The following is a 23,716-nucleotide window of genomic DNA, read 5'->3' as shown; positions in this document are numbered from 1 at the left end:
TAACCAGGAGGGTGTGGGCGCTGTGGGCACTGGCGGCGGGGCGGAAGTCCGGTTCGGGGAGTTCGTCGCGGTACGGCGGCACGGGGCCGGCGTTGAGGTGGCGGAGCTGGTCCTGGACCGCCCCAAGGCCATGAACGCCGTCTCCGACGCGCTGGCGCGCGCGCTGGGCGAGGCCTGTGCGGCGCTCGCCGCCGACGCGGGGGTGCGGGTGACCGTCCTGACCTCGACGCACGAGCGGGCCTTCTGCGTGGGCGCCGACCTCAAGGAGCGCAACTCCCTGACCGACGCGGAACTGGCCGCCCGGCGGCCCGCCTCGCGCGGCGCCTACGGGGGCGTGCTCGCCCTCCCGATGCCGACGATCGCGGCGGTGCACGGCTTCGCGCTCGGCGGGGGCTTCGAGCTGGCCCTGTCCTGCGACGTGATCGTGGCCGACACCACCGCGGTGGTGGGCCTGCCGGAGGTGTCGGTCGGCGTGATCCCCGGCGGCGGCGGTACGCAGCTGCTGCCGCGGCGCGTCGGGGCGGCGCGGGCCGCCGAGCTGATCTTCACGGCGCGGCGGGTGGAGGCGGCGGAGGCGCTGTCGCTGGGCCTGGTGGAGTCGGTGGTCCCCGCGGGGACGGACCGGGAGGCCGCCCTGGAGCTGGCCGGGCGGATGGCGGCGAACTCGCCGGTGGGGCTGCGGGCGGCCAAGCGGGCGCTGCGGCTGTCGCAGGGGCTCGACCTGGCGGCCGGGCTGGACGTCGAGGACGCCGCCTGGTGGGGCGTGGCCTTCTCCGCGGACCGTGCGGAGGGCGTGGCCGCCTTCAACGAAAAGCGCCCCCCGAACTGGCCGGCAGCCAGGTCCTGACCCCGGGGTCCGCAAGCCCGCCCCGGGGCCTGGCCTGGCGTCCCCGAGCCCGCCCAGGCCCGGCACCCCGGGTCCCCGGCTTCCTGCGTCGGCCCTCCGGGCCAGGGGAGTCAGCCTCGCTGGCGGCCTCCGGGCCAGGAATTTCAGCCTCGCCGGCGTTTGAGGCGCGGGGTCTGGGGCGGAGCCCCAAGGGTCGCCTGCGGGTCCGCTTCTCAGGGCTCCGCCCCGAACCCCGCGCCTCAAACGCCGGCGGGGCTGGATGGGGCTCCGCCCCGAAGCCTGCGCCTCAAACGCCGGCGGGGCTGGATTTGGCTCGGCCATGCTGGATTCGTCCCCGGCGGGGGCTGGGGTGGCCGCCCGGCGGGGGACGAAAAGGGGGAAAGGTCCCTAATCTGGGGGGATGGGAGTTGACGGGCGGCTGCGGGCCGTGGTGGGACTCGCGCAGGCCATGGCGGCTGCGCACATGCCGCGCGACAGCGTCCGCGCGGCCGCCCGCGGAGCGAGGCTGGCACTGGACGGGTCCTTCGCCGCCATCTCCGCCTGGGAGCGCGAGCACGGCCGCCTGCGCGTCCTCGTCAACGAGGGCGAGCGCCGCGCCGGCGAGGAGGAGTTCCCCGAGGACGAGTCCTACCCCGTCCACGACTTCCCCGAGATCACCGAGTTCCTGCACGAACGCTGGGCCGGCGGCGGCTGCCCGCACGCGTGGGTCGAGAGCGCGGCCGGCGCCCGCCCCGGCCGCCGGGGCGAGGTGCTGCGCCGCCGGGGCCGCGGCACCTGCGTCGTGGCCCCCGTCGTGCTCAGCGGCCGCGCCTGGGGCGAGCTGTACGTCGCCCGCGACGAGGGGCTCCCGGACTTCGACGAGGACGACGCCGAGTTCGCGACCGTACTGGCGGCCGTGGTCGCCGCCGGGCTCGCCCAGAACGAACGCCTCGAAGAGGCCCGCAGGCTCGCCTTCACCGACCCCCTGACCGGCCTCGCCAACCGCCGGGCCGTCGACATGCGCCTCGACGAGGCGCTGGAGGAGCACCGCACCAAGGGCGCCGTGGTCAGCCTGGTGGTCTGCGACCTCAACGGCCTCAAGCGGGTCAACGACACCCTGGGGCACGCCATGGGCGACCGGCTGCTGGAGCGGTTCGGGTCGGTGCTGAGCCTGTGCGGGGCGATGCTGCCCGGCGCGCTGGTGGCGCGGCTCGGCGGGGACGAGTTCTGCCTGGTGAGCGTGGGTCCGACGGCCGACGAGGTGGTGCGGGTCACCGAGGAGCTGTGCCTGCGGGCCGCCGAGCTGGAGCTGGGCGAGGGGGTGGCCTGCGGGGTCGCCTCGACCGGCGACGACATCGGGGTGGTGCAGTCCTCGCGGCGGCTGTTCCGGCTGGCCGACGCGGCCCAGTACAAGGCGAAGGCGGCCGGGCTGCCCAAGCCGGTGGTGGCGGGGCGGGACACGGCCGTGCTGCGGCTGGCCGACGCGCCGCCCGCGGGGTCCGGCGAACGCCGCCGGTTCAGGGGCCGGTGAGACCCGGGAAAGCCGCCTAGTGACATGTTGGGATTCAGTCCGTAGGGTGCTGAATATGGATATGCACACTGTCGTGATGGGGACGTCCGGGACCACCGCCGAGGACGTCATCGCCGTCGCCCGCCAGGGCGCTCGCGTCGAGCTGTCCGCCGAGGCGGTCGACGCCCTCGCGCGTGCCCGCGCGATCGTGGACGCCCTCGCCGCCAAGCCCGAGCCCGTCTACGGGGTGTCCACGGGCTTCGGCGCACTCGCCTCCCGGCACATCAGCCCCGAGCTGCGCGCCCAGCTCCAGCGCAACATCGTCCGCTCGCACGCCGCGGGCATGGGCCCCCGCGTCGAGCGCGAGGTCGTCCGCGCCCTGATGTTCCTGCGGCTCAAGACCGTCGCCTCCGGGCACACCGGGGTCCGCCCCGAGGTCGCCCAGACCATGGCCGACGTCCTGAACGCCGGGATCACCCCGGTCGTCCACGAGTACGGCTCGCTCGGCTGCTCCGGTGACCTCGCGCCGCTCTCGCACTGCGCCCTCACCCTGATGGGCGAAGGCGACGCGGAAGGTCCCGACGGGGTCGTGCGCCCCGCCGGCGAGCTGCTCGCCGAAGCCGGGATCACCCCCGTCGAGCTGCGCGAGAAGGAGGGCCTGGCCCTCCTCAACGGCACCGACGGCATGCTCGGCATGCTCGTCATGGCCATCGCCGACCTGAACAAGCTGTACACCTCGGCCGACATCACCGCCGCCCTCACGCTGGAGGCGCTGCTCGGCACCGAGAAGGTCCTCGCGCCCGAGCTGCACGCCATCCGCCCGCACCCCGGGCAGGGGGCCTCCGCCGCGAACATGGCCGCCGTGCTCAAGGGCTCCGGGCTCACCGGGCACTTCCAGGAGGAGTCGGCCCCGCGCGTGCAGGACGCGTACTCCGTGCGCTGCGCCCCGCAGGTCGCCGGCGCGGGCCGGGACACGATCGCGCACGCCGCCCTGGTCGCCTCGCGCGAGCTGGCCGCCGCCGTCGACAACCCGGTCGTCCTGCCCGACGGACGCGTGGAGTCCAACGGCAACTTCCACGGGGCGCCCGTCGCCTACGTCCTGGACTTCCTCGCCATCGTCGCCGCCGACCTCGGCTCGATCGCCGAGCGCCGCACCGACCGGCTGCTCGACAAGAACCGCTCGCACGGCCTGCCGCCGTTCCTCGCGGACGACGCCGGCGTCGACTCCGGTCTGATGATCGCCCAGTACACCCAGGCCGCCCTGGTCAGCGAGATGAAGCGGCTGGCCGTACCGGCCTCCGCCGACTCGATCCCGTCCTCCGCGATGCAGGAGGACCACGTCTCCATGGGCTGGTCCGCCGCCCGCAAGCTGCGCACCTCGATCGACAACCTGACCCGGATCGTCGCCATCGAGCTGTACGCCGCCACCCGGGCCATCGAGCTGCGCCACGGGCTGACCCCCGCGCCGGCCAGCCGGGCCGCGATCGCCGCCGCGCGGGCGGCGGGTGTCGAGGGCCCCGGCCCGGACCGCTTCCTGGCGCCCGACCTGGCCGCCGCGGACGCGTTCATCCGTTCGGGTGCTCTCCTGGAGGCCGTGGAGCCGGTCACCGGCCCGCTCGCCTGACCTGCGCGTTCTCCCGCAAGGGCCGCCCCTCGGGGCGGCCCTTGCGGCTGTCCGCGCCCCGGGTCAGCGTTCGGAGCGGGCCCGGCGGGCCGAGAAGGCGACGAACCCGGCCCCGACCCCGAGGCAGAGCGTGCCGCCCAGCACGTACGGGCCGGTGTCCACCCCGCCGGTGTCGGCGAGCAGCAGCCGCGGATCCTGGCCGCGCTCCTCGGCGAGGTCCCGGGACTGATCGGCGCGCACGCCGGTGACCTGGGTGTTCGCGCTCACGGGCGCGCCCGGGGCGGCGTCCTGCGGCGAGACGGAAGTGGCGCCCGCGTTGGGGACGAACCAGAGGGCACCGAGCAGCGTGGTCGCCCCGAGAGCGGTGAGCAGCGGTCGACGTGCGGACACAGTTCGATCCCCCTTGTGGCAGCAGCGAATTGGCCGTGTGGGCAGATGCTAGTTAAAGGGGCGGGTCGTGGGAAACCCGGGGGTTCGCGAGCCTTACCCTCCGTCGTATGAACGCTTCTGAAGAATCACGTTACGTACGGCTTCGCGTCGATTTGGTGCTGGAGGTCCCGGAACCGGACGCCCTGACCGGAGCCGCCCTCGCGCACATCAAGGCCGACGAGTTCATGCCCGAGGAGGAGCGCGGCCACGCGGAGGCGGCCGTGCGCGAGGACGCCGCCGAGGCGCTCGCGTACCTCATCGACCCCACCGACCTGGTCGCCGAGATCCCCGGGGTCGAGCTGGCGCAGGCCTCCTGGAGCACCGAGCCGGTCGAATACGACCCCGAGTCGATGGAGTGGGACCTCGACGAGGAAGATGGGGTATTCGACGAAGAGGACGACAACGCCTGACCGTGCGGTGGCCCACATTCGGAACGGATGTGGAACCGGCCCGGCACGTTGACGCGTTGTCCGTACGAGGCAGGGATCGACGCAGGGGAGCCAGCTCCCCTGCCCTGCTGATGCTCGGTGATCCGGCAACGATGGAGTGGCGTGTGAGGACGGACAGCAAGCGGCGCAGGCGGGGCCTGGCGGCCGCAGCGGCGGTGCTCGGTGGGGTACTGGTGCTCTCGGCGTGCAACGGCGGCGATGACAAGGCCGGGGGCGGCAGCGGAGACAAGACCGCCAAGTCCCAGGCGGACGTCGACGCGGCGGCGGCCAAGGACACGTCCAAGGCCCGAATAGTCATCGCGCCGAAGGACGGCGCCACCAACGTCGGTCTGAACAACGCGGCCGTGACGGTGACCGACGGCACCCTCACCAAGGTGGAGCTGAAGACCTCCGAGGGCACCGCGGTCGAGGGCAAGATAGCCGCCGACGGCAAGAGCTGGAAGCCCGAGGCCGCGCTCAAGCGCTCGCAGAAGTACTCCCTGTCCGCGTCCGCGAAGGACGACGGCGGCAAGGAGGCGCACGAGAACGCCTCCTTCACCACCGTCTCGCCGGAGAACAGCTTCATCGGCTCGTTCACGCCGGAGGACGGCTCCAAGGTCGGCGTGGGCATGCCGGTCTCGATCGACTTCAACAAGCCGATCAAGGACAAGAAGGCGGTCCAGGCCGCCATCAACGTCACCTCCAGCAGCGGCCAGGAAGTCGTCGGCCACTGGTTCGGTGACCAGCGCCTGGACTTCCGCCCCGACCAGTACTGGGCCGCGAACTCCACCGTCACGATGAAGATGAAGCTGGACGGGGTCCAGGGCGCCCCCGGCGTCGTCGGCGTGCAGGACCGCACGGCCACCTTCCAGATCGGCCGCAGCCAGGTCTCCACGGTCGACGCGAAGACGAAGAAGATGACCGTCACGCGCGACGGCCAGGTCGTCAAGACCATCCCGATCTCGGCGGGCTCCCCGGCGAACCCCACGTACAACGGCCAGATGGTGATCTCCGAGAAGTTCAAGGAGACCCGGATGGACGGCGCCACCGTCGGCTTCAAGGACGGTGACGGCAAGGGCGAGTACGACATCAAGGACGTCCCGCACGCGATGCGGCTGTCCAACTCGGGCACCTTCATCCACGGCAACTACTGGGGCGACGACTCCATCTTCGGCAGCGCCAACACCAGCCACGGCTGTGTCGGCCTGAACGACGCCAAGGGTGCGAACGACCCGAACCAGCCCGGTGCATGGTTCTTCGACAACTCGCTCATCGGCGACGTCGTCACCGTGGTCAACTCCCCGGACAAGACCATCAAGCCGGACAACGGCCTGAACGGCTGGAACCTCAGCTGGGCGGACTGGAAGGCCGGTTCGGCCGTCTGAGACGCCTGATCCGAGTCACCGCGACGGCGGGGAAGCCCTGGGGGCCTCCCCGCCGTCCGTGTTCTCGTCCGACGTTCTCATCCGACGTTTATCCGCCGCTTATGCCGCCATCACGGCCGGTGCCTAGCGTCGCCGCATGTTCTTCACCTACCTCCGGCGCGAGCTGCGCCGCCGCAGGAAGGCGGCGTTCGTCGTCGCCTCCGGGCTCGCGCTGGGCATCGCCCTCGTCATCGTCGTGACCTCCGTGTCCGCGGGCATGGGGCAGGCGCAGGCCAGGGTCCTCCAGTCCCTCTACGGCCTCGGCACGGACATGACCGTCACCAAGGCCCAGACCCCGCCGGGCGAGGGCGGCGCGCCGCAGCGCCCCCGCTTCCGGTTCGACGCCGAGGACGGCGCCACCGGCGCGGCCGGCGCCGAGCAGAGCCGCGACATCGTGATGCCGCAGGGCTTCCAGACCCTGGACGCGGCCACCGTCACCGAGGTCTCCGGCCAGCACGGGGTCGCCGACGCCGTCGGCGGCCTCAGCCTCCAGGTGATGAAGGTCAACGGGCAGTTCAGCCGGGGCGAGTTCCGGCGCGCCGAGGGCTCCGGCCAGGGCGGCGCACCGGGCGGCCGCAGCGGCGGCGGCCAGGGCGCGGGCGGCGCGGGCGGCTCCGTACAGGGCGGCGGCGCCGACTTCGACGTCAACTCCTTCACCGTCTACGGCACCGATGTCACCAAGCCGGAACTCGGCCCGCTGACCACCTCCAAGGTCACCTCCGGGCGCACGTTCCAGAAGGGTGAGACCGACGCGGCGGTGGCCGTCGCCGACAGTGCCTACGCCACGAAGAACAAGCTGGCCGTCGGGTCCGACGTCACCGTCAAGGGCGCCGCGTTCAAAGTCATCGGCATCGCGACCGCCGACAGCGGCGACGCGGCCGCCAACCTCTACGTCCCGCTCAGGCGGGCCCAGGTGCTCGCCGAGGCCCCGGACAAGATCACCACGGTCTACGTCCGGGCCGAGGACTCGCAGGCCATCGGCCCGCTCAAGACGGCCATCCAGGCGAACGTCCCCGACACCACGGTCACCACCTCCGCGGACCTCGCCGACACCGTGTCCGGCTCGCTCTCCACGGCCTCCTCGCTGGCCTCGACCGTCGGCACCTGGCTCTCGTACACGGTCCTGGCAGCGGCGTTCCTCGTCGCGGGCCTGCTCACCTCCTCGGCCGTCAGCCGCCGGGTGCGCGAATTCGGCACGCTGAAGGCGCTCGGCTGGAAGAGCGGCCGGGTCACCGGCCAGGTCGCCGGTGAAGCCCTGGTCAACGGCCTCATGGGCGGCGCCCTCGGCATCGGGCTCGGGCTCGGCGCCGCCTACCTGATCACCGCCGTCAGCCCCACCCTCACCGCGCAGCTCGCGGGCGGCGGCGCGCGCGGCGGCGGCCGGGCGGGCGGCTTCGGGGGCGGGGGCGTGGGCGGCGGCTTCGGCGGCGCCCGCCGCACCGCGGCCAAGGCCCTGGACGTCGCGCTCACCGCGCCCGTCTCCCTGTCCACCATCGGCCTCGCCGTCGCCCTCGCGGTGGCGGGCGGCCTGATCGCGGGCGGCTTCGGCGGCTGGCGCGCCTCCCGGCTGCGCCCGGCGGACGCCCTGCGCCGCGTCGAGTAGGCCCGGATCGCGGCCCGCCACGCACCGTCGCACGCACCGTCGCACGCGCCGCCGACCGCCGCCGACCGCCGCCGAACGCGCCGCACCGGCGCACGTACGAGAGGAACCCCCGCACGATGTACCACCTCACGGGTGTCACCAAGAACTACCGGCGCGCCAAGGACACCGTCACCGCGCTCGCCGGGATCGACCTGACCATCGAGGACGGCGGCCGGCTCGTCATCCAGGGCCCCACCGGCGGCGGCAAGTCCACGCTGCTCCAGATGCTCGGCGGGCTCGACCGCCCCACCGCCGGTTCCGTCGTCCTCGACGGCCTGGACCTCGCGACGCTCCCGGAGGCCCGGCTGACCCGGGTCCGTGCCGAGAACATCGGATTCGTCTTCCAGTCCTTCAACCTCATCCCCACCCTCACCGCGCAGGAGAACGTCGAGACGGCGCTCGTCCCGCTCGGCCTCAAGGCGAAGGTCCGCCGGGAGCGGGCGGCCGAGGCCCTCGACTCGGTCGGCCTGGCCGAGCGCGCGGGCCACCTGCCCGGCGAGCTGTCCGGCGGGCAGCAGCAGCGCGTCGCCATCGCCCGTGCGCTGGTGAAGAAGCCGAAGGTGCTGCTGGCCGACGAGCCGACCGGCAACCTCGACGAGTCCACGCGGGACGAGGTGATGGACCTGCTGGAGGGGCTGTGGAGGGAACACGGCCTGACCTTCGTGATGGTGACCCACGACAGCGCGCTCGCGAAGCGGGCGCCCCGGGTGGCGACGATCCGGCGCGGCCGGGTCACGGTGACCGAGAACGCCTGAGGCGGGGGGCGCGGCGAACTGGTACGAGCGGGAAAAGCCTTGGCGGCGCGCCGCGGGCCGCGGTTACGGTCGCCTGATGACCGAACCCGCGCCCACCGCGCCCGCCCGTCCGCTCGCCCCGGCTCCCGCCGTGGTTCCGCTCTCCGTACCGCCCACCGATGCCGAAGTCGACTCCTGGACCCGCCTGTTGGGCGCCGTCCGCGCGGCGGACCTGCCCGCGGTGCCCGCGCCGGGCCGCGTGGAGGTCTGCGGCCGGCTCAGGGTCTCCTCGATCCGGGGGCGCTCCGTGCACTGGGCGGTGCCGGGGGAGGGCGGCGAGCTGGACGGTGTCGCCGCCCTGCTGCTCTTCACCGACGAGGGCAACACGCACGGCGCCTTCCTGAACGACCTCGCGGTGCGTCCCGCCGCCCGCCGCCGGGGCCTCGGCCGCGCCCTGTGGGAGGCGGTCCTGGCCGAACTGCGGGCGCAGCAGCGGACCTCGCTCGCCGTCCTGGTGGAAACCGGCACCCCCGCGCAGGTCTTCGCGGAGCGCCTCGGTTTCGAGAACGTCCTGCCGATGGGCTGGCACGTGCAGCGGGTCCCGGCCGGACCGGTCGAGGCGCCCGAGGCCCCCTCCGGCTACCGGCTCGTGAGCTGGAGCGGGGAGGTTCCCGACGCGTGGGCGGACGCTTCGGCCGTCGCGCACGGGTCGATGGAGGACGCGCCCACGGGCGACCTGGACGAGCGCGCCCCGGCCTGGACCGGGGAGCGGGTGCGCCTGGCGCAGCGGCTGGTCGTGGACCGGGGCGGGGTGATCCTCTCGGTGGCCGCGCTGACCGCCTCCGGCGAGATGGCGGCGTACACGGAGCTGGTCCTCGCCGATCCGGCGGACACCCGGGCCCTGCAGTACGACACGGTCGTCGTCCCCGCCCACCGGGGCCGGGGCCTTGGCCGGCTGGTCAAGCGGCGGATGCTGGCCGAGGTGGTGACGGCGTACCCGGCGCTGCGGGAGATCGCGACGACCGTCGCGGACGAGAACGCGCCGATGCTCGGCGTGAACGAGGCCCTGGGCTACCGGCACGAGCGCGACGTCGCCCTGTTCCAGCTCAAGCTGTAGGGATCAGCCCGAGGACGAGGGAGCGGACGGGGCGGACGACGACGGCGCCGGGGCGGCCCAGGAGCCGAGCATGCGCAGGGCGTCCGCCGACGCCGATCCCGGCTCCGCGTGGTAGGTGACCAGGGACTGCTCCGGGTTGTCCGGGAAGGTCAGCGTCTCGAAGGACAGGGTGAGCGGACCCACCAGCGGGTGGCGCAGCTCCTTGGTGCCGTGCGACTTGTTGTGGACGGTGTGCTCGGCCCACAGGGTGCGGAACTCGGCGTTCTTCACGGACAGTTCGCCGACCAGCGCGGACAGCTGCGCGTCGTCGGGGTACTGGCCGGCGTAGAGCCGCAGGTTGCTGACCACCTCGCAGGCCCGGCACTCCCACTCGCCGTACAGCTCGGCGGTCGCGGGGTCCAGGAACACCATCCGCACCAGGTTGCGCTCCTGCGGCGGCAGCGCGCCGAAGTCACCGAAGACGGCAGCCGCCATCCGGTTCCAGCCGACCACGTCCTGGCGCCGCCCCACGATGTAGGCGGGTACGCCGTCCAGCGCGTCCAGCAGCCGCAGCAGCTCGGGGCGGACCTTCTCGGGGCGGTGGCTCTGGCTCTGGCGGCGCTTGCGGCCCTTGGGCTGGGCCAGGTGCGTCAGGTGCGTGTACTGGGTGTCGTCCAGGCGCAGGGCGCGGGCGAGCGAGTCCAGGACCTCCGCCGACACGTTCTGCCCCTGCCCCTGCTCCAGGCGCGTGTAGTACGCGACCGAGACCCCGGCCAGCTGGGCCAGCTCCTCGCGGCGCAGCCCCGGGACGCGGCGGTGGCGACCGTAATCGGGCAGCCCGACGTCCTCCGGGCGCAGCCGCGCCCGGCAGGAGCGCAGGAACTCGCCGAGCTCGCTGCGCGGGTCGAGCGGGTCGATGCGGGCGGCGGGACGGTCCGCCGCGCGCGCGGCGGGCCGCTGGTCGGTGCGCTGGTCGTCGGCCTGGTCCATCCGTCCAGTATCCCCGGGCCGGGGGGCCGGGGACGGCCGTGAGCCTGACCCCGCCAGGGGTAGGTTCGCCAGTCCTAGCCCCGACAGGGGTCTGGGTGCGGGGCCGGGAGCCGGGCATCGTGTCCTCATCACCACACGTGCACCACACCCGTACCACCTGCGCGGCACACGCCCCGCGCGCACTTCCCAAGGAGCACCCCCCGTGCCGAACCCCACCGCCGCCGTGTCCGTCCCCACCCGGGTCGCCGCCTACGCTGCCCCCGCGCCGAAGGCCCCGCTGGAGCGCACCACCGTGCCGCGCCGCCCGGTCGGCGAGCACGACGTCCTGATCGAGATCAAGTACTCCGGCATCTGCCACTCGGACATCCACCAGGCCCGCGACGGCTGGGGCGAGGGCATCTTCCCGATGGTCCCGGGCCACGAGATCGCGGGCATCGTGACCGCGACCGGTCCCGGCGTGACCAAGTTCGCCGTCGGCGACCGGGTGGGCGTGGGCTGCTTCGTCGACTCCTGCGGCGAGTGCGCGAACTGCGTGGCGGGCCAGGACCAGTTCTGCGTCCGGGGCGCGACGGGCACGTACAACGCGACCGGAACCGACGGCGAGCCCACGTACGGCGGCTACTCCACGCACATCGTGGTCGCCGAGAGCCACACCCTGCGCATCCCGGACGGCATCGCCCTTGACGTGGCGGCGCCGCTGCTGTGCGCGGGCATCACCCTCTACTCGCCGCTCAAGCGCTGGGGCGCGGGCCCCGGCAAGAAGGTCGCCATCGTCGGCCTGGGCGGTCTCGGGCACATGGGCGTCAAGATCGCCGCGGCCCTCGGCGCCGAGGTGACCGTCCTGTCGCAGACCCTGCGCAAGAAGGCGGACGGCCTGGAGCTGGGCGCCGCGCACTTCCACGCCACGAACGACCCGGCGACCTTCACGGAGCTGGCCGGCACCTTCGACCTCATCGTCTCGACGGTCTCGGCCCCGCTGGACCTGGGCGCCTACCTCGGCCTGCTGAAGGTGGAGGGCGCGCTGGTGAACGTCGGCGCCCCCGAGGAGCCGGTCTCGCTGAACCTGTTCTCTGTCATCGGCGGCAACAAGACGCTGGCCGGTTCGATGATCGGCGGCATACCGCAGACGCAGGAGATGCTGGACTTCTGCGCCGCGCACGGGCTGGGCGCGGAGATCGAACTGATCGGTGCCGACCAGATCAACGAGGCGTACGGCCGGGTCGAGGCGAGCGACGTCCGCTACCGCTTCGTCATCGACGCGTCGACGATCTGAGGCGGGCCCGGCCCCCGGCCGGTGCACGCGGCTCGACGGGCGGGGCGGCGGAAGCTGGGGGAGGATGTCCTCAATGCCCCATCCTGTCGGGGCAGTCGAGGATGTGAGTGACCGTGGTACTGCAGTGGATCGACGCGGGGGACGGCCTTCCGGAGAACGGCGCCGGGGTACTGGGGGCGGTCGCCGGCCGCTACGCCGAGGGTCCGGGATCGGACTTCTGGGTGGTGCTGCCGATGCGGTTCCTCGCACGGCACGTGAGCGGGCCGGACGGCCGAGAGTTCCACGACTGCTTCGTGGACGGCGGGGCCGCCGTCCGCCTCCCGTACACCGCCGGGGCCCGCGGGCCGGAGGGCGTCACCCACTGGGCCTACCTCCCCGAGCTCCCGGGCGCGGCCCGCAATCACCTCGTCGGCCACACGGTGGCCCCGGCCCTCCAGGCGGCCTTCGGCCTGCTGTGAGCCCGGCCGCCCCGCGGGCCCGCCGACGCCTGACGCGGCGGGCCTGCGGGCCCCCGGTCAGGCGTCCGGGGACGCGGGCTTCGCCACGCCGATGGGGCAGGAGACGCCCGTGCCGCCGATGCCGCAGTAGCCCGTGGGGTTCTTGTCCAGGTACTGCTGGTGGTACGGCTCCGCCGGCCAGAACGGGCGGTCCGCGGCCGGGAGGACGGCCGTGGTGATCGCGCCGTAGCGGGCCGCGGTCAGGACCTGCTGGTAGGCGTCGCGCGAGGCCTCGGCGACGGCCTGGTGGGCGGGGGAGTGGGTGTAGGCCGCGGAGCGGTACTGGGTGCCCACGTCATTGCCCTGGCGGAAGCCCTGCGTGGGGTCGTGGTTCTCCCAGAACACCGTCAGCAGCTCCTCGTACGGCAGGACGGCCGGGTCGAAGACGACGCGGACGGCCTCCGTGTGGCCCGTGCCGCCCGAGCAGACCTCCTCGTACGACGGGTTCTCGGTGAAGCCGCCCTGGTAGCCGACCAGGGTGGTCCACACGCCCGGGGTCTGCCAGAAGATGCGCTCCGCGCCCCAGAAACAGCCCATCCCGAAGTCCGCGACCTCCAGGTGCGCCGGGTAGGGACCGGCCAGCGGGTTGCCGAGCACCGTGTGGCGCGGCGGCAGGTCGAACTGCGGGGTGGGGCGGCCCTTGAGGGCCTGCTCCGGGGTGGGGAGTTCGGGGGAACGGCGGTAAGTGAACACAGGGTGCCTCCTCGGCGGCGGTCGCACAGGCGTCAACCGGACGGGGCGGTCCGGGATTCCCCCGCGGAGAGATCCCGGACCGCCCCGTGGGCCGTCGCGCGTCAGGCGCCCCGGGTCACCCGTCCCACGCTGTAGTCGCGCGCCTTCAGGTAGCGGGACGCGGGGTCGGAGACGTAGGTCCACGGCGCCGTGCCGATGTACCCGTCGATGTGGCGGAACTGCTCGACCGCCTCCGGGTAGCGGTCCTGCCAGTACAGGACCCACGCCAGCATGTGCCGCAGCCGCACCGCGCGCCGGTCGCCCGGGGCGGCCGCCGCGAGGTCCGCCAGGGCCGCCGTCGCGGCCGCGACGATCTCCGGCTGCTTGTAGTAGGTGTCCGGGTCCAGGTCGGCCTCGTGCGTCTCGTGCTCGAAGTACGCGTACAGCGGCAGCAGCGAGAGCAGGTCGCCGGGGCCGCCCAGCGCCGCGGCCTCCTTCGCGTAGGTCAGTGCCTGCGCGTGCGAGCCGTGCCACTTGTGGCACCAGTACTGCAGCGCCCGCACGTGCGCCGACAGGTTCTTCGGGTCCCGCTCCACGATCTCCCGCGACAGTGCGCGGAAGCGCTCGTGCGGGTAGCTCAGCCCGAGCGCGATCGGCTGCTCCAGGACGTACGGGGTGGAGTCCGCCGGGTCGGCCAGTGCCTGCGCCTCTTCGACGAGGGCCTGCGCCTTCGCCTGGAGCTCGTGGAAGACCCGGAACTGCTCCCGCGAGGTCTGGCTCGCCCGCAGCGCGCCCCGTACGTTCGAGGCGACGGTGAGCGCCGAGTCCGCGTCGACGGCGGCCGCGGCCGCGTCGTCGGGGCGGGCCGCGCGCCAGGCGCGCAGCCAGGTGTCGTCCTGCGCGGCCTCGTCGCCGAGGACGTAGACGCGCGTGTAGCGCTCCTCCCAGTCCCGGCCCGCCGCCTCGACCCAGGCGGCGCCCGCCCGCCAGTCGCCGGAGCGGACGGCGGCCAGAACGGCGCCGTGCTCCTCGGGTACGGGCCCCGCGCGCCCGGTGTCGAGCCGGTCGCCCGGCAGGAAGCCCCGGGCGACGGACAGCTCCGCGGCCCGGGCGCCGACGGCCTCGGCCTCGGCGGTCAGCCGCCCGGCCTTGCGGATGTGGTGGACGCCGCGCAGTACGTACGCGGCCACAGCCAGCAGGGCAAGGCCCAGCACGCCCAGGAAGATCAGCACGCCCGCACCAGCTTGCGCAGCGGCCCGGTGTCGCCCCGGTCGGCCACGGCCGCGTCCAGGGCGGCGTTCAGCTCGGTCCCGAAGCCGCCGGTGCGGTACTCCAGCGACGCCGAGTCCGCCCACGACAGCTGCCAGCGGGCCTCCCCGCGGCCCGTCAGCTCCACCGTGACCAGCTGGTTCAGCGCGCGGCGCAGCCCCGGCCGGGCGAACTCGCGGGCCGCGCGACCGGTGGCCGCCGCGGCCTCCGGGGACTTCGGCAGCCGGTCCGCGACCCGCCACAGGGCGGCCGGGTCGGCGTCGATCAGGTCCAGGAACGCGTCCAGGTCCCCCTGGCCGCCCGGGCGCTCGGCGGCCACGGCCGCACGGATGTCCTCGGCGCCCCGGGCGACGTACGCGCTCATGCTCTCGTGGACCAGGTCCGACCAGTCGGCGCGCCGCAGCCCCAGCGCCTCGGGCGTGAGCACCTCCTGCTCCAGCGCGGCGAAGGCACCGGCCGCGGAGACCAGCAGGTCCAGCGCGGGACGGGCGGCGCCGGCGCCGCGGCCGTCGTCCGGCAGCGCCTCGATCCGGGCCACCCGGTCGGCGATGGGCGGGTGCGTGTCGTACGGGGAGGCGGGGCGCTCCGGCAGCTCCTCGCGCAGCCCCGCCAGCTCCTCCTCGCGGGCGCGCAGCAGCTCGCCGAAGCCGCCGAAGACCTGGCCGGGGGCGGGCAGCAGGCCCGCGCCGACGCCGAGGGTGGCATAGGAGCCCATGTAGAAGTCGTGGGCGGACACCAGCGCGGGCAGCTCGCGCAGCGCGGAGGCGTAGGCGTCGCGCCCGGCGATCCGGGCGGCGGCCAGGTCGGCGGCGTACTCCTGGCGGCGGAAACCGGAGAGGGTGGCGCGCATGAAGAAGGACCCGTAGGCCGTGTAGATCCCGGCCATCACGCGGTACAGGACGCCCGAACCGGTGGTGTTGACCTCCTTCGCCTTCTTGCCCTTGGCGATCCGCTTGCCGGCCTGCTTCTCCTGCTTGGCGCGCTCCTTGGCGACGGTGTGGTCCGCCCGCTCGTGGAAGTGGGCGATGGTCCGGGCGATCTGGGCCCGGCCGCGCACGATCAGCGGGGTGAAGCGGGTGTCGGCGTTGCCGTAGTGGCCCAGCTCGTGCGCCAGGACCGCGCGCAGCTGCATCTCGTCGAGACCGGTCATCAGCGGCAGGCCGATGTACATGCGGCGCGGTCCGGGCAGCAGGCCCAGCAGCCGGGAGTCCTCGCTGACGGCCGCGTTGACCTCGTCGGTCAGGACGATCTCGTCCGGCGCGCGGGTGCCGACGGCGGCCGCCAGCTCGCGGACGGTCGCCCACAGGTGCGGTTCCTGCCGCTCGGTGGGGCGCAGCCCCGCCATCGGCTCGCTCTTGGGCGTGCGGAGCATGAACATGCCGCGCACGACCGGGAAGGCGAGGATCAGGCTGACGAAGACGAGCTTGGCGACCACCGGTCCGTGCCCGCCCGAGGCGATCACGGCGTAGTCGATGCCGGCGAGGGCGCCGAGCAGCACGAAGCCGAGCAGATAGAAGCCGGACAGGAGTACGAGCGCGCGCACGGCGCGCAGCGAAGCGCCCATTTGGAAGGATCCCCCCACGGGATGTGATGCGAGGCGGCACGGCGCGCAGCGCAGCGCGGCGCCTCGGAAAGAGTGTGACGAGTATGCCGGTCCCGCCCCCGGGCGGCGGAACGGGGTCGCCGTCCACCGCGGCGCCGGGTGCCGTCAGCCGCGCGCGCCGTACGCGGCGCGGCCGCGCGCGTGGTCGAAGGCTGCGACGGCGCCCGCCGGGTCCTCGTTCCAGGGGCGCGCACCGCAGTACGGGCCGATGCGGCGGAACTGCTCCAGCGCCTCCGGGTACAGGCCCGCCGCCAGCAGGTGGTGGGCGAGGCGGTGGCGCAGCCGCGGCAGGGCGTCGTGGTCCGCCGCGAGGGTGTCCAGCCGTACGGCCACGTCCCGCAGCCGCGCCTTGACGGTGAGGTCGGCGCGGCTGCCGCGGAAGCCGTCCCGGCGGGCGACCTCGTCGAGGGCCTGGAGGTAGAGGCCGGGCAGCGGGCTGCCCGCCGGGGCCCCGGCGACGGCGCGCACCGCGAAGTCGAACATCGAGGCGTCGGAGCCGCTCCACTTGGCGCACCAGTACTGCAGGGCCTGGGTGTGGGCGGCCATGTGGTGCGGGGCGCGCGCCTGAAGGTTGCGCCACAGGTCGCAGAACTGGCTGTGCGAGTACCCCATCGCGCGCGCCGCCGTCAGCATCACGACCCACGGGCCCGGGTCGTGCGGGGCGAGGTCGGCCGTCCGCTGGGCCGCGGCCATCGCCGAGGGCAGCATGGCCAGGAACCGGCGCATGTCCGCTTCGGGGACCTTGTGGGCGTACTCCGCCCCGCGGACCGCCCAGGCGCGGCTCACCAGCAGCATCGCGTGCACGGTGCCCGCGTCGCCGTTGCCGGGCTGGGCGGCGCGCCAGTCGGTCAGCCAGCGGTCGTCGTTCCCCGCCACGTGGACCAGCAGCTCGATCCGCGACCACCGCTCGTCCCAGTCGCTCCCGGCGGCCTCGCAGTAGGCGGCGGCCGCCCGCCAGTCGCCCTCGCGGGCGGCTTCGGCCGTCCGCAGGGCCTCGGCCCGCCGCGCCGGGTCCGGCTCCGGGCCCGCGCGGCGGGGGTCCAGGGCGGCGGTCGGGGGAAGGCCGAGGGCGGCGGGGTCGAAGCGCGTGCGGATCCAGCGCGAGGCGAGCGGGCCGCCCCGGACGGCGCCGGCGGGCCGGTTCGCGCGCAGGCGGCTCCTGACGACGATCCCGCAGAGGAAGATGACGAGGCCTATGAGGAGGCAGGTGGCGATCACCACGGGATCATGCGGCCGCGGCCTCGCTTACGGCAACCTTATTCACCGAGGTGAGGACGTGCGCGAGGCGCCTGTCCGGCGACCTCGGCACGCCCCCGGTCCGGGGCCTGGCACCGGCGCGCGCTCAGTGCGGCAGCGTCGCCGGCGAGCCGCCGTTCGCCTCGTAGCCCGCCACCGCCAGCGCCCGGTACACCGCGTAGTGCGCCGCCGGGTCCGCGCTGTGCGACCAGGGCAGCGCGCCGACGTAGCCGTCGACGTGCCGCAGCTGCTCCATCGCCTCGGCCCACCGCTCGCCGTTGACCAGGAAGAGGATCAGCAGGTGCCGTACGTGCGCGAGCATCGGATCGTCCGCGCGCGCCGAATGCACGGCGTACAGCGCGCCCTCCACGGCGCGGGTGACCACCGCGCTCCGGTAGAAGCTCTGCACGGTCGTGAACTCCGGCAGGTGCTCGTACACCGCGAACAGCGGCAGCGCGGCGAGCAGCGAACCGCGCGGGGCGCGGGCGGCCGCGTGGTGCGTGAAGGCGTCGGCCTTCTCGCGGGAGCCGTGCCACTTCTCGCACCAGTAGTGCAGCGCCGCCAGGTGCGCGCCCATGTGCTCCGGCGCGCGGTCGATGACCTTTGCCCACAGGGCGTCGAACTCGGCCTCGGAGTAGCCCAGTCCACGGGCGACGGCCAGCTCGGTGATGTACGGGACGGGGTCGCCGGGAGCCAGCAGCGCGGCCCCGGCGCACGCCGTACGGGCCTCCTCCAGGATGATCCGGTGGTCCGTCGTGCCCACGCCGCCCGACTGCCGCCACGCCTGCTGGACCAGCAGCTCGGCGTGCACCTGCGCGCCGCCCGCGTCCTTGGGGGCCTCCAGCCGCCACGCCTTCAGCCACGGCGCCCCGACCCCGGGCCGCTGCGCCAGGTCCAGCGCCGCCGCCCCCGCGAAGGCCTGCACGCGCTGCCAGCGCACCTCGCCGTCCCGCGGGGTGCCGGCCAGCAGCATCGACGCGGCCTGCCACTGGCCGCTGCGCTCGACGTTGCCGAGGGCGTCCATCAGGTCCGGGTCCGGGCCGGGGACCCGGATGTCGAGCTGTTCCTGCCGGGCGAAACCGTAGTTCTCGGGGTCGGCGGCGTCGGGGCTGCCGGGCGCCACCAGGCGCAGCCCGGAACGCCGGCGCCGGACGTACGGCGCGACGACGGCGGCGAGCATGCCCACCGCGAGCAGGAACCACAGAATCTCCATGCGCCCAAGCGAACCAGACGCGGCCCCCCGGACGCGAACGAGGGTGCCACCGGCGCCCCGGACCGGCGCCGGCGGACTCCGCCCGGGCCGCCCCGCGCACCCACCGCCCCCGCCACCAGCCGCTCACCGCGGACACCCCCCGGCAGCCCTTAGGCTCTGTCCATGAGCGACGACAGCCACGAGCACCAGAGCTTCGAGACCCGTGCCATCCACGCGGGCAACAAGGCGGACCCGCTGACCGGCGCGGTCGTACCGCCGATCTACCAGGTCTCCACGTACAAGCAGGACGGCGTCGGCGGCCTGCGCGGCGGCTACGAGTACAGCCGCAGCGCGAACCCGACCCGCACCGCCCTGGAAGAGAACCTGGCGGCGCTGGAAGGCGGCCGCCGCGGGCTCGCCTTCGCCTCGGGCCTGGCGGCCGAGGACTGCCTGCTGCGCACGCTGCTCTCCCCGGGCGACCACGTGGTCATCCCGAACGACGCGTACGGCGGCACCTTCCGCCTCTTCGCGAAGGTCGTCTCCCGCTGGGGCGTGGAGTGGTCGGTGGCCGACACCTCCGACGCTGCGGCGGTCCAGGCGGCCATCACGCCCAAGACCAAGGTCATCTGGGTGGAGACCCCCTCCAACCCGCTCCTCGGCATCACGGACATCGCCGTGATCGCCGACATCGCGCGGACGGCGGGCGCCAAGCTCGTCGTGGACAACACCTTCGCGTCCCCCTACCTCCAGCAGCCGCTGGCGCTGGGCGCGGACGTGGTGCTGCACTCCCTCACCAAGTACATGGGCGGGCACTCGGACGTCGTCGGCGGCGCGCTGATCACGGCCGACGCCGCCCTCGGCGAGGAGCTGGCCTACCACCAGAACGCGATGGGCGCCGTCGCCGGCCCCTTCGACTCCTGGATCGTGCTGCGCGGCATCAAGACCCTGGCCGTCCGCATGGACCGGCACTCGGAGAACGCCACGCGCGTCGCCGACATGCTGACCCGCCACGCGAAGGTCACCCGCGTCCTGTACCCGGGCCTGCCGGACCACCCGGGCCACGAGATCGCCGCGAAGCAGATGAAGTCCTTCGGCGGCATGATCTCCTTCCAGGTCGCCGGCGGCGAGGAGGCGGCGGTCGAGGTCTGCAACCGCGCCAAGCTCTTCACCCTGGGCGAGTCCCTGGGCGGCGTCGAGTCCCTGATCGAGCACCCGGGCCGGATGACCCACGCCTCCGTGGCGGGCTCCGCCCTGGAGGTCCCCGGTGACCTCGTCCGCCTGTCGGTGGGCATCGAGGCCGCCGACGACCTGATCGCGGACCTCACCCAGGCCCTGGGCTAGACAGTTCCGAAAGCGCCGGTCCGTCCGGTGGACGTGGTCCTACCAGCCCCGCAGGGGCGGGGCCACGTCCGTCGGCGGGACCTCCCACGGGTGGGCGAGCGAGGCCCACACCGTGAAGGCGACCGCCGCCGCGAACACCAGGGCCCACCCGAGCCTGCGCAGCGCCCGGCGGCGCCGCAGCAGCCGCGCACCCCGGGCCGCGGCGACGGCCGCGAGGTCCACGGGCACCACCGGGTGCGGGCCCTCCAGCAGCCGCCGCACCTCCGCCTCCCTGCGGTCGGGGGCGCCCATCACGCCGCCCGCCCGGTCGGCGCCGGACCCGGCGCACCCGCCCCCGTGCCACCGGCGGCCCCCGTGTCCCCGCCGCCCGCCGCCGCGGCGGCCCGCAAGGCGGTCATCGCCCGGTGGCACACCGCCCGGACCCGGACCGCGGGGATCCCGAGCAGCGCGGCCGCCTGCTCCTCCGCCACCCCCTCGTACACCCGCAGCACGATGACGAGACGTTCCTGCGGACTCAGCCTCGCCAGCACCCCCGCCTCCGCGCCCGGCCGGGGCCGCGCGTGGTGGCGCCAGGCGGAGCGGGCGAAGGCCGCGCACAGTTCGGCGCGGGTCGCGGCGTAGGGGTCGTCGCCGCGCAGCCGCCGCCAGTCGGCGAACGTACGCGCCAGCGCGCCCGAGAGCAGCCGCCGGGCGGCGGGCGCAGCCCGCTCGGGCTCGGCGGTCAGCAGGACGGCGACGTGCAGGAGCCGGCCCGCCGCACCCGCGACGAAGGCCTCGAACTCCGCGTAGGGAAGCGTGCGGGAACCGGGGAGTCCGCTGAACTCCCCCTGTCCGTACGCCGGTCGGTGGTCCACAACCCACATAGTGCGGGCAGCCGGACCACCCGGGTCAAGAGGTCGGACCGCCCTCGGCGACCGCCGCCATCAGTTCCGACAGCGACAGGTTGAAGCGCGTGAGGAGTGCGGTGAACACCTCGCGCTCCTCCTGCGTCCAGCCCTCCGTCACCCGCGACATCAGCTCGCGCCGCGAGGAGCGGACCTCCTCCAGCCGCGCCAGCCCGCGCGGGGACAGCGCGAGGACCACCGCGCGCCCGTCCTCCGGGTGCGAGGTGCGCTTGACCAGCCCCGTGTCGACCAGCGGCGCGACCTGGCGGGTCACGGTCGAGGAGTCGATGCCCATGCCGCCCGCGAGCGCCTTGACGCCCATCGGACCCTCCAGGTCGAGGCGGTTCAGCAGCAGGTACGCGGCGCGGTCCATCGAGTTGCGGGCCTGGCCGACCCCGCCGAGGCGGGTCTGCTCCGCCCGCCGGGCGAAGACCGCCACCTGGTGCTGGAGCGCGTCGAGGAGACCCGCCCCGGCGGGCGCGTCCGGCGCCGCCGGGAGGTCGGAACTGGCCGGAGTGGAAGGCATGGCCGTGGGCTCTCTTCACATGGGGGCCGACAAGGATGGGGGACAGAGTACGCGGCCGCGCTGCGGCTCGTACGCCTCGTGCGAGAACTGGTGCGGCCGTTCCGGGGCGGACATCCGCCGCCCTCCGCCCCGGTCTCGGATGGCGAGATTTCGCCCCCCGCCCCGAGGGGGCGTCCGGTCCGCCCCCCCGGACGCACCGGGCCGGGTCCGCGCGCAGCTGCCAGACTTGGCGCCATGAACTACCGCGTGCCGGAGCCCGTTCCCCAGGTCATCCTCGACGACGTCCGGGGGGCCCAGAAGATGCTGTCCGGCGTCTCGCGGGTGACCGCCATGGAGGGCAGCCGGTACCTCACCTCGCTCGTCGGCGCCCCCGTCCACTTCAAGTGCGAGAACCTCCAGCGCACCGGCTCCTTCAAGCTGCGCGGCGCCTACGTACGGATCTCCGGGCTGCGGCCCGAGCAGCGCGCCGCCGGGGTCGTCGCCGCCAGCGCCGGGAACCACGCCCAGGGCGTCGCCCTGGCCTCCTCGCTGCTCGGCGTCCGCTCCACCGTGTTCATGCCGGTCGGCGCCCCGCTGCCCAAGGTCGCCGCCACCCGCGACTACGGCGCGGAGGTCCGCATGCACGGCCAGGTCGTCGACGAGACCCTCGCCGCCGCCCAGGACTACGCGGACCGCACCGGCGCGGTGTTCATCCACCCCTTCGACCACCGCGACATCATCGCGGGCCAGGGCACGGTGGGCCTGGAGATCCTGGAGCAGTGCCCCGAGGTCCGCACGATCGTCGTCGGCATCGGCGGCGGCGGCCTGGCGGCCGGCATCGCGGTCGCGGTCAAGGCGCTGCGCCCGGACGTGCGGGTCGTCGGCGTGCAGGCGGCCGGCGCGGCCGCCTATCCGCCCTCGCTCAAGGTCGGCCACCCGGTCTCCATCGAGGCGCCGCAGACGATGGCCGACGGCATCAAGGTGGGGCGTCCCGGCGACGTTCCCTTCAAAATCATCGGCGAACTCCTCGACGACGTGCGTACGGTGTCCGAGGACGCGCTCTCCCGGGCGCTGCTGCTCTGCATGGAGCGGGCCAAGCTCGTCGTGGAACCGGCGGGCTGCAGTCCCGTCGCCGCGCTGATGAGCGAGCCCGAGCGGTACGGCGACGGCCCGGTCGTCGCCGTCCTGTCCGGCGGCAACGTGGATCCGCTGCTGCTCCAGCGGATCCTGCGGCACGGCATGGCCGCCGCAGGCCGCTACCTGTCGCTGCGGCTGCGGGTGACGGACCGGCCGGGCGCGCTGGCCGGGCTGCTGGCGGTGCTGTCGGGAGTGGACGCGAACGTGCTGGACGTGAGTCACGTGCGGACCGATCCGCGGCTCGGGCTCACCGAGGTGGAGGTGGAACTGCACCTGGAGACCAAGGGCCAGGAGCACTGCGCGGAGGTCGCGCGGTCGCTGCACAGCGCCGGGTACAAGGTGATGGGGTAACCCGTCCCGCCCGGCCCGACCCACCCCGGCCCGCTCAACCAAGAGATTTGCGCAGGAAAGATCCTTTTCGCTAGGAGATATCCATATGCCAGGCGCCATCTACGCCGAAGGTCTGGTGAAGACCTTCGGTGACGTACGGGCTCTGGACGGGGTGGACCTCGATGTCCCCGAAGGCACCGTCCTCGGTCTGCTCGGCCCCAACGGGGCGGGCAAGACCACTGCCGTGCGCGTCCTGACCACGCTGCTCCAGCCCGACAGCGGCAAGGCCGTCGTCGCCGGGATCGACGTCCTCAAGCACCCCAACGAGGTGCGCCGGGCGATCGGCCTGTCCGGCCAGTTCGCGGCCGTCGACGAGTACCTGACCGGCCGCGAGAACCTCCGGATGGTGGGACAGCTCTACCAGATGAAGGCCAAGGCGGCGAAGGTCCGCGCGGACGAGCTCCTCGAACGCTTCAACCTCGGCGACGCCGCCGACCGCACGGCCAAGACCTACTCCGGCGGCATGCGCCGCCGCCTCGACCTCGCGGCCGCCCTCGTCGTCAGCCCACCCGTGATGTTCATGGACGAGCCGACCACCGGCCTCGACCCCCGCAACCGCCAGCAGCTGTGGGGGATCATCCAGGAACTCGTGGCCGGCGGCACCACCCTGCTGCTCACCACCCAGTACCTCGAAGAGGCCGACCACCTGGCCCACGACATCTGCGTCGTCGACCACGGCAAGGTCATCGCCCGCGGCACCTCCGACCAGCTCAAGGCCCGCACCGGCGGCGAGCGCGTCGAGGTGGTCGTGCACGAACGCGAGCACATCGCCACCGCCCGCGAGGTCCTCGCCGCGTTCGGCAAGGGCGAGACGACCGTCGAGGAGCACACCCGCAAGCTCACCGTGCCCGTGACGGGGGGCGCCAAGCTGCTCGCCGAGGTCATCCGCGAACTGGACGGCCGGGGCATAGAGATCGACGACATCGGCCTGCGCCGCCCGACACTGGACGACGTGTTCATCTCCCTGACCGGCCACGCGGCCGAACTGGCGGACGAGGAGGAAGCCAAGTGAGC

The 23,716-nt window shown here is 74.1% G+C and carries 23 protein-coding genes; 13 read left to right on the top strand and 10 right to left on the bottom strand.

The genetic code is table 11. The annotated features are described in order from the left end of the window. The first annotated feature begins 22 nt into the window (after positions 1-22). The 3 genes from AC0693_RS01920 (at position 23) to hutH (ending at position 3,960) form a co-directional block, all read left to right on the top strand. Positions 23-847, top strand: a complete 825-nt coding sequence (locus tag AC0693_RS01920) for an enoyl-CoA hydratase/isomerase family protein (RefSeq protein WP_478800746.1) — start codon at positions 23-25, stop codon at positions 845-847. A gap of 400 nt (positions 848-1,247) precedes the next feature. Then, a complete protein-coding gene (locus AC0693_RS01915; protein ID WP_478800745.1) occupies positions 1,248-2,357 on the top strand; it encodes a GGDEF domain-containing protein in 1,110 nt (369 codons plus the stop codon). A 61-nt stretch (positions 2,358-2,418) separates the two neighbouring features. Next, the gene (gene hutH / locus AC0693_RS01910; protein WP_356404422.1) at positions 2,419-3,960 is read left to right on the top strand and encodes a histidine ammonia-lyase; all 1,542 of its coding nucleotides are present in this window, start codon (positions 2,419-2,421) and stop codon (positions 3,958-3,960) included. Positions 3,961-4,023: 63 nt separating this feature from the next. On the opposite strand, the gene AC0693_RS01905 is transcribed toward hutH, so the two are convergent. Then, positions 4,024-4,350 carry a hypothetical protein gene (locus AC0693_RS01905; protein WP_469317639.1) on the bottom strand — a complete coding sequence of 109 codons (327 nt, stop codon included), beginning with the start codon at positions 4,348-4,350 and terminating at the stop codon, positions 4,024-4,026. Between the two features lie 107 nt (positions 4,351-4,457). Here AC0693_RS01905 and AC0693_RS01900 point away from each other — a divergent pair, with 107 nt between their 5' ends. The 5 genes from AC0693_RS01900 to AC0693_RS01880 all read left to right on the top strand — a co-directional run bounded on the left by AC0693_RS01900 (position 4,458) and on the right by AC0693_RS01880 (position 9,734). Next, positions 4,458-4,799 carry a hypothetical protein gene (locus AC0693_RS01900; protein ID WP_356404233.1) on the top strand — a complete coding sequence of 114 codons (342 nt, stop codon included), beginning with the start codon at positions 4,458-4,460 and terminating at the stop codon, positions 4,797-4,799. Between the two features lie 131 nt (positions 4,800-4,930). Beyond that, a complete protein-coding gene (locus AC0693_RS01895; RefSeq protein WP_356404235.1) occupies positions 4,931-6,202 on the top strand; it encodes a L,D-transpeptidase in 1,272 nt (423 codons plus the stop codon). Positions 6,203-6,338: 136 nt separating this feature from the next. Continuing rightward, entirely contained in the window at positions 6,339-7,844 is a 1,506-nt protein-coding gene (locus AC0693_RS01890) for an ABC transporter permease (protein ID WP_478800744.1), read from the top strand. 116 nt (positions 7,845-7,960) lie between these two features. Continuing rightward, positions 7,961-8,638, top strand: coding sequence for an ABC transporter ATP-binding protein (locus AC0693_RS01885; RefSeq protein WP_356404239.1), 678 nt, complete (start codon positions 7,961-7,963; stop codon positions 8,636-8,638). Between the two features lie 76 nt (positions 8,639-8,714). Further along, positions 8,715-9,734, top strand: a complete 1,020-nt coding sequence (locus tag AC0693_RS01880; RefSeq protein WP_478800743.1) for a GNAT family N-acetyltransferase — start codon at positions 8,715-8,717, stop codon at positions 9,732-9,734. A gap of 3 nt (positions 9,735-9,737) precedes the next feature. Here the strand turns inward: AC0693_RS01880 and AC0693_RS01875 are convergent, their stop codons facing one another. Further along, on the bottom strand, positions 9,738-10,703 hold the full coding sequence (locus AC0693_RS01875; protein ID WP_468462949.1) for a helix-turn-helix transcriptional regulator: 966 nt from the start codon (positions 10,701-10,703) through the stop codon (positions 9,738-9,740). 202 nt (positions 10,704-10,905) lie between these two features. Between AC0693_RS01875 and AC0693_RS01870 the strand changes: the two genes are divergently transcribed. Beyond that, entirely contained in the window at positions 10,906-11,976 is a 1,071-nt protein-coding gene (locus tag AC0693_RS01870) for an NAD(P)-dependent alcohol dehydrogenase (protein WP_468462948.1), read from the top strand. A 107-nt stretch (positions 11,977-12,083) separates the two neighbouring features. Beyond that, positions 12,084-12,434 (top strand): AQJ64_40280 family protein, encoded by a 351-nt coding sequence (locus tag AC0693_RS01865; RefSeq protein ID WP_469336047.1) that lies wholly within the window; start codon positions 12,084-12,086, stop codon positions 12,432-12,434. 57 nt (positions 12,435-12,491) lie between these two features. Here the strand turns inward: AC0693_RS01865 and msrA are convergent, their stop codons facing one another. From msrA to AC0693_RS01840, 5 genes are all read right to left on the bottom strand, one after another. Beyond that, positions 12,492-13,166 carry a peptide-methionine (S)-S-oxide reductase MsrA gene (gene msrA, locus AC0693_RS01860; protein ID WP_356404248.1) on the bottom strand — a complete coding sequence of 225 codons (675 nt, stop codon included), beginning with the start codon at positions 13,164-13,166 and terminating at the stop codon, positions 12,492-12,494. A 101-nt stretch (positions 13,167-13,267) separates the two neighbouring features. Continuing rightward, entirely contained in the window at positions 13,268-14,377 is a 1,110-nt protein-coding gene (locus AC0693_RS01855) for a hypothetical protein (RefSeq protein ID WP_478800742.1), read from the bottom strand. Then, the gene (locus tag AC0693_RS01850) at positions 14,371-15,978 is read right to left on the bottom strand and encodes a M48 family metalloprotease (protein ID WP_478800741.1); all 1,608 of its coding nucleotides are present in this window, start codon (positions 15,976-15,978) and stop codon (positions 14,371-14,373) included. Before AC0693_RS01850 ends, AC0693_RS01855 begins: the two co-directional genes overlap by 7 nt. Before the next feature lie 144 nt (positions 15,979-16,122). Further along, a complete protein-coding gene (locus tag AC0693_RS01845; RefSeq protein ID WP_478741151.1) occupies positions 16,123-17,235 on the bottom strand; it encodes a hypothetical protein in 1,113 nt (370 codons plus the stop codon). Positions 17,236-17,359: 124 nt separating this feature from the next. After that, positions 17,360-18,466, bottom strand: coding sequence for a hypothetical protein (locus tag AC0693_RS01840; RefSeq protein ID WP_356404255.1), 1,107 nt, complete (start codon positions 18,464-18,466; stop codon positions 17,360-17,362). Positions 18,467-18,628: 162 nt separating this feature from the next. On the opposite strand from AC0693_RS01840, the gene AC0693_RS01835 reads away from it, so the two are divergent. Beyond that, entirely contained in the window at positions 18,629-19,786 is a 1,158-nt protein-coding gene (locus AC0693_RS01835) for a cystathionine gamma-synthase (RefSeq protein ID WP_356404257.1), read from the top strand. Between the two features lie 39 nt (positions 19,787-19,825). Here the strand turns inward: AC0693_RS01835 and AC0693_RS01830 are convergent, their stop codons facing one another. Genes AC0693_RS01830 through AC0693_RS01820 form a run of 3 tightly spaced genes read right to left on the bottom strand, consistent with a single transcriptional unit; the run spans position 19,826 to position 21,196 of the window. Further along, a complete protein-coding gene (locus AC0693_RS01830; protein ID WP_356404259.1) occupies positions 19,826-20,077 on the bottom strand; it encodes a hypothetical protein in 252 nt (83 codons plus the stop codon). Further along, positions 20,077-20,640, bottom strand: coding sequence for a sigma factor-like helix-turn-helix DNA-binding protein (locus AC0693_RS01825; protein ID WP_478800740.1), 564 nt, complete (start codon positions 20,638-20,640; stop codon positions 20,077-20,079). Before AC0693_RS01825 ends, AC0693_RS01830 begins: the two co-directional genes overlap by 1 nt. 34 nt (positions 20,641-20,674) lie before the next feature. After that, positions 20,675-21,196, bottom strand: a complete 522-nt coding sequence (locus tag AC0693_RS01820) for a MarR family winged helix-turn-helix transcriptional regulator (protein WP_356404261.1) — start codon at positions 21,194-21,196, stop codon at positions 20,675-20,677. Positions 21,197-21,430: 234 nt separating this feature from the next. On the opposite strand from AC0693_RS01820, the gene ilvA reads away from it, so the two are divergent. Both ilvA and AC0693_RS01810 read left to right on the top strand, forming a co-directional pair. Next, complete coding sequence (gene ilvA, locus AC0693_RS01815) at positions 21,431-22,663, top strand: threonine ammonia-lyase (protein WP_356404263.1); 1,233 nt, start codon at positions 21,431-21,433, stop codon at positions 22,661-22,663. 85 nt (positions 22,664-22,748) lie between these two features. Next, positions 22,749-23,714, top strand: a complete 966-nt coding sequence (locus tag AC0693_RS01810) for an ATP-binding cassette domain-containing protein (RefSeq protein WP_478800739.1) — start codon at positions 22,749-22,751, stop codon at positions 23,712-23,714. Positions 23,715-23,716: the final 2 nt, after the last annotated feature.

It is taken from the genome of Streptomyces sp. NPDC043876 (genome assembly GCF_056435825.1).
Note: the sequence above shows the minus strand (reverse complement) of the source record. Positions and strands in the feature narration are given on the sequence as shown.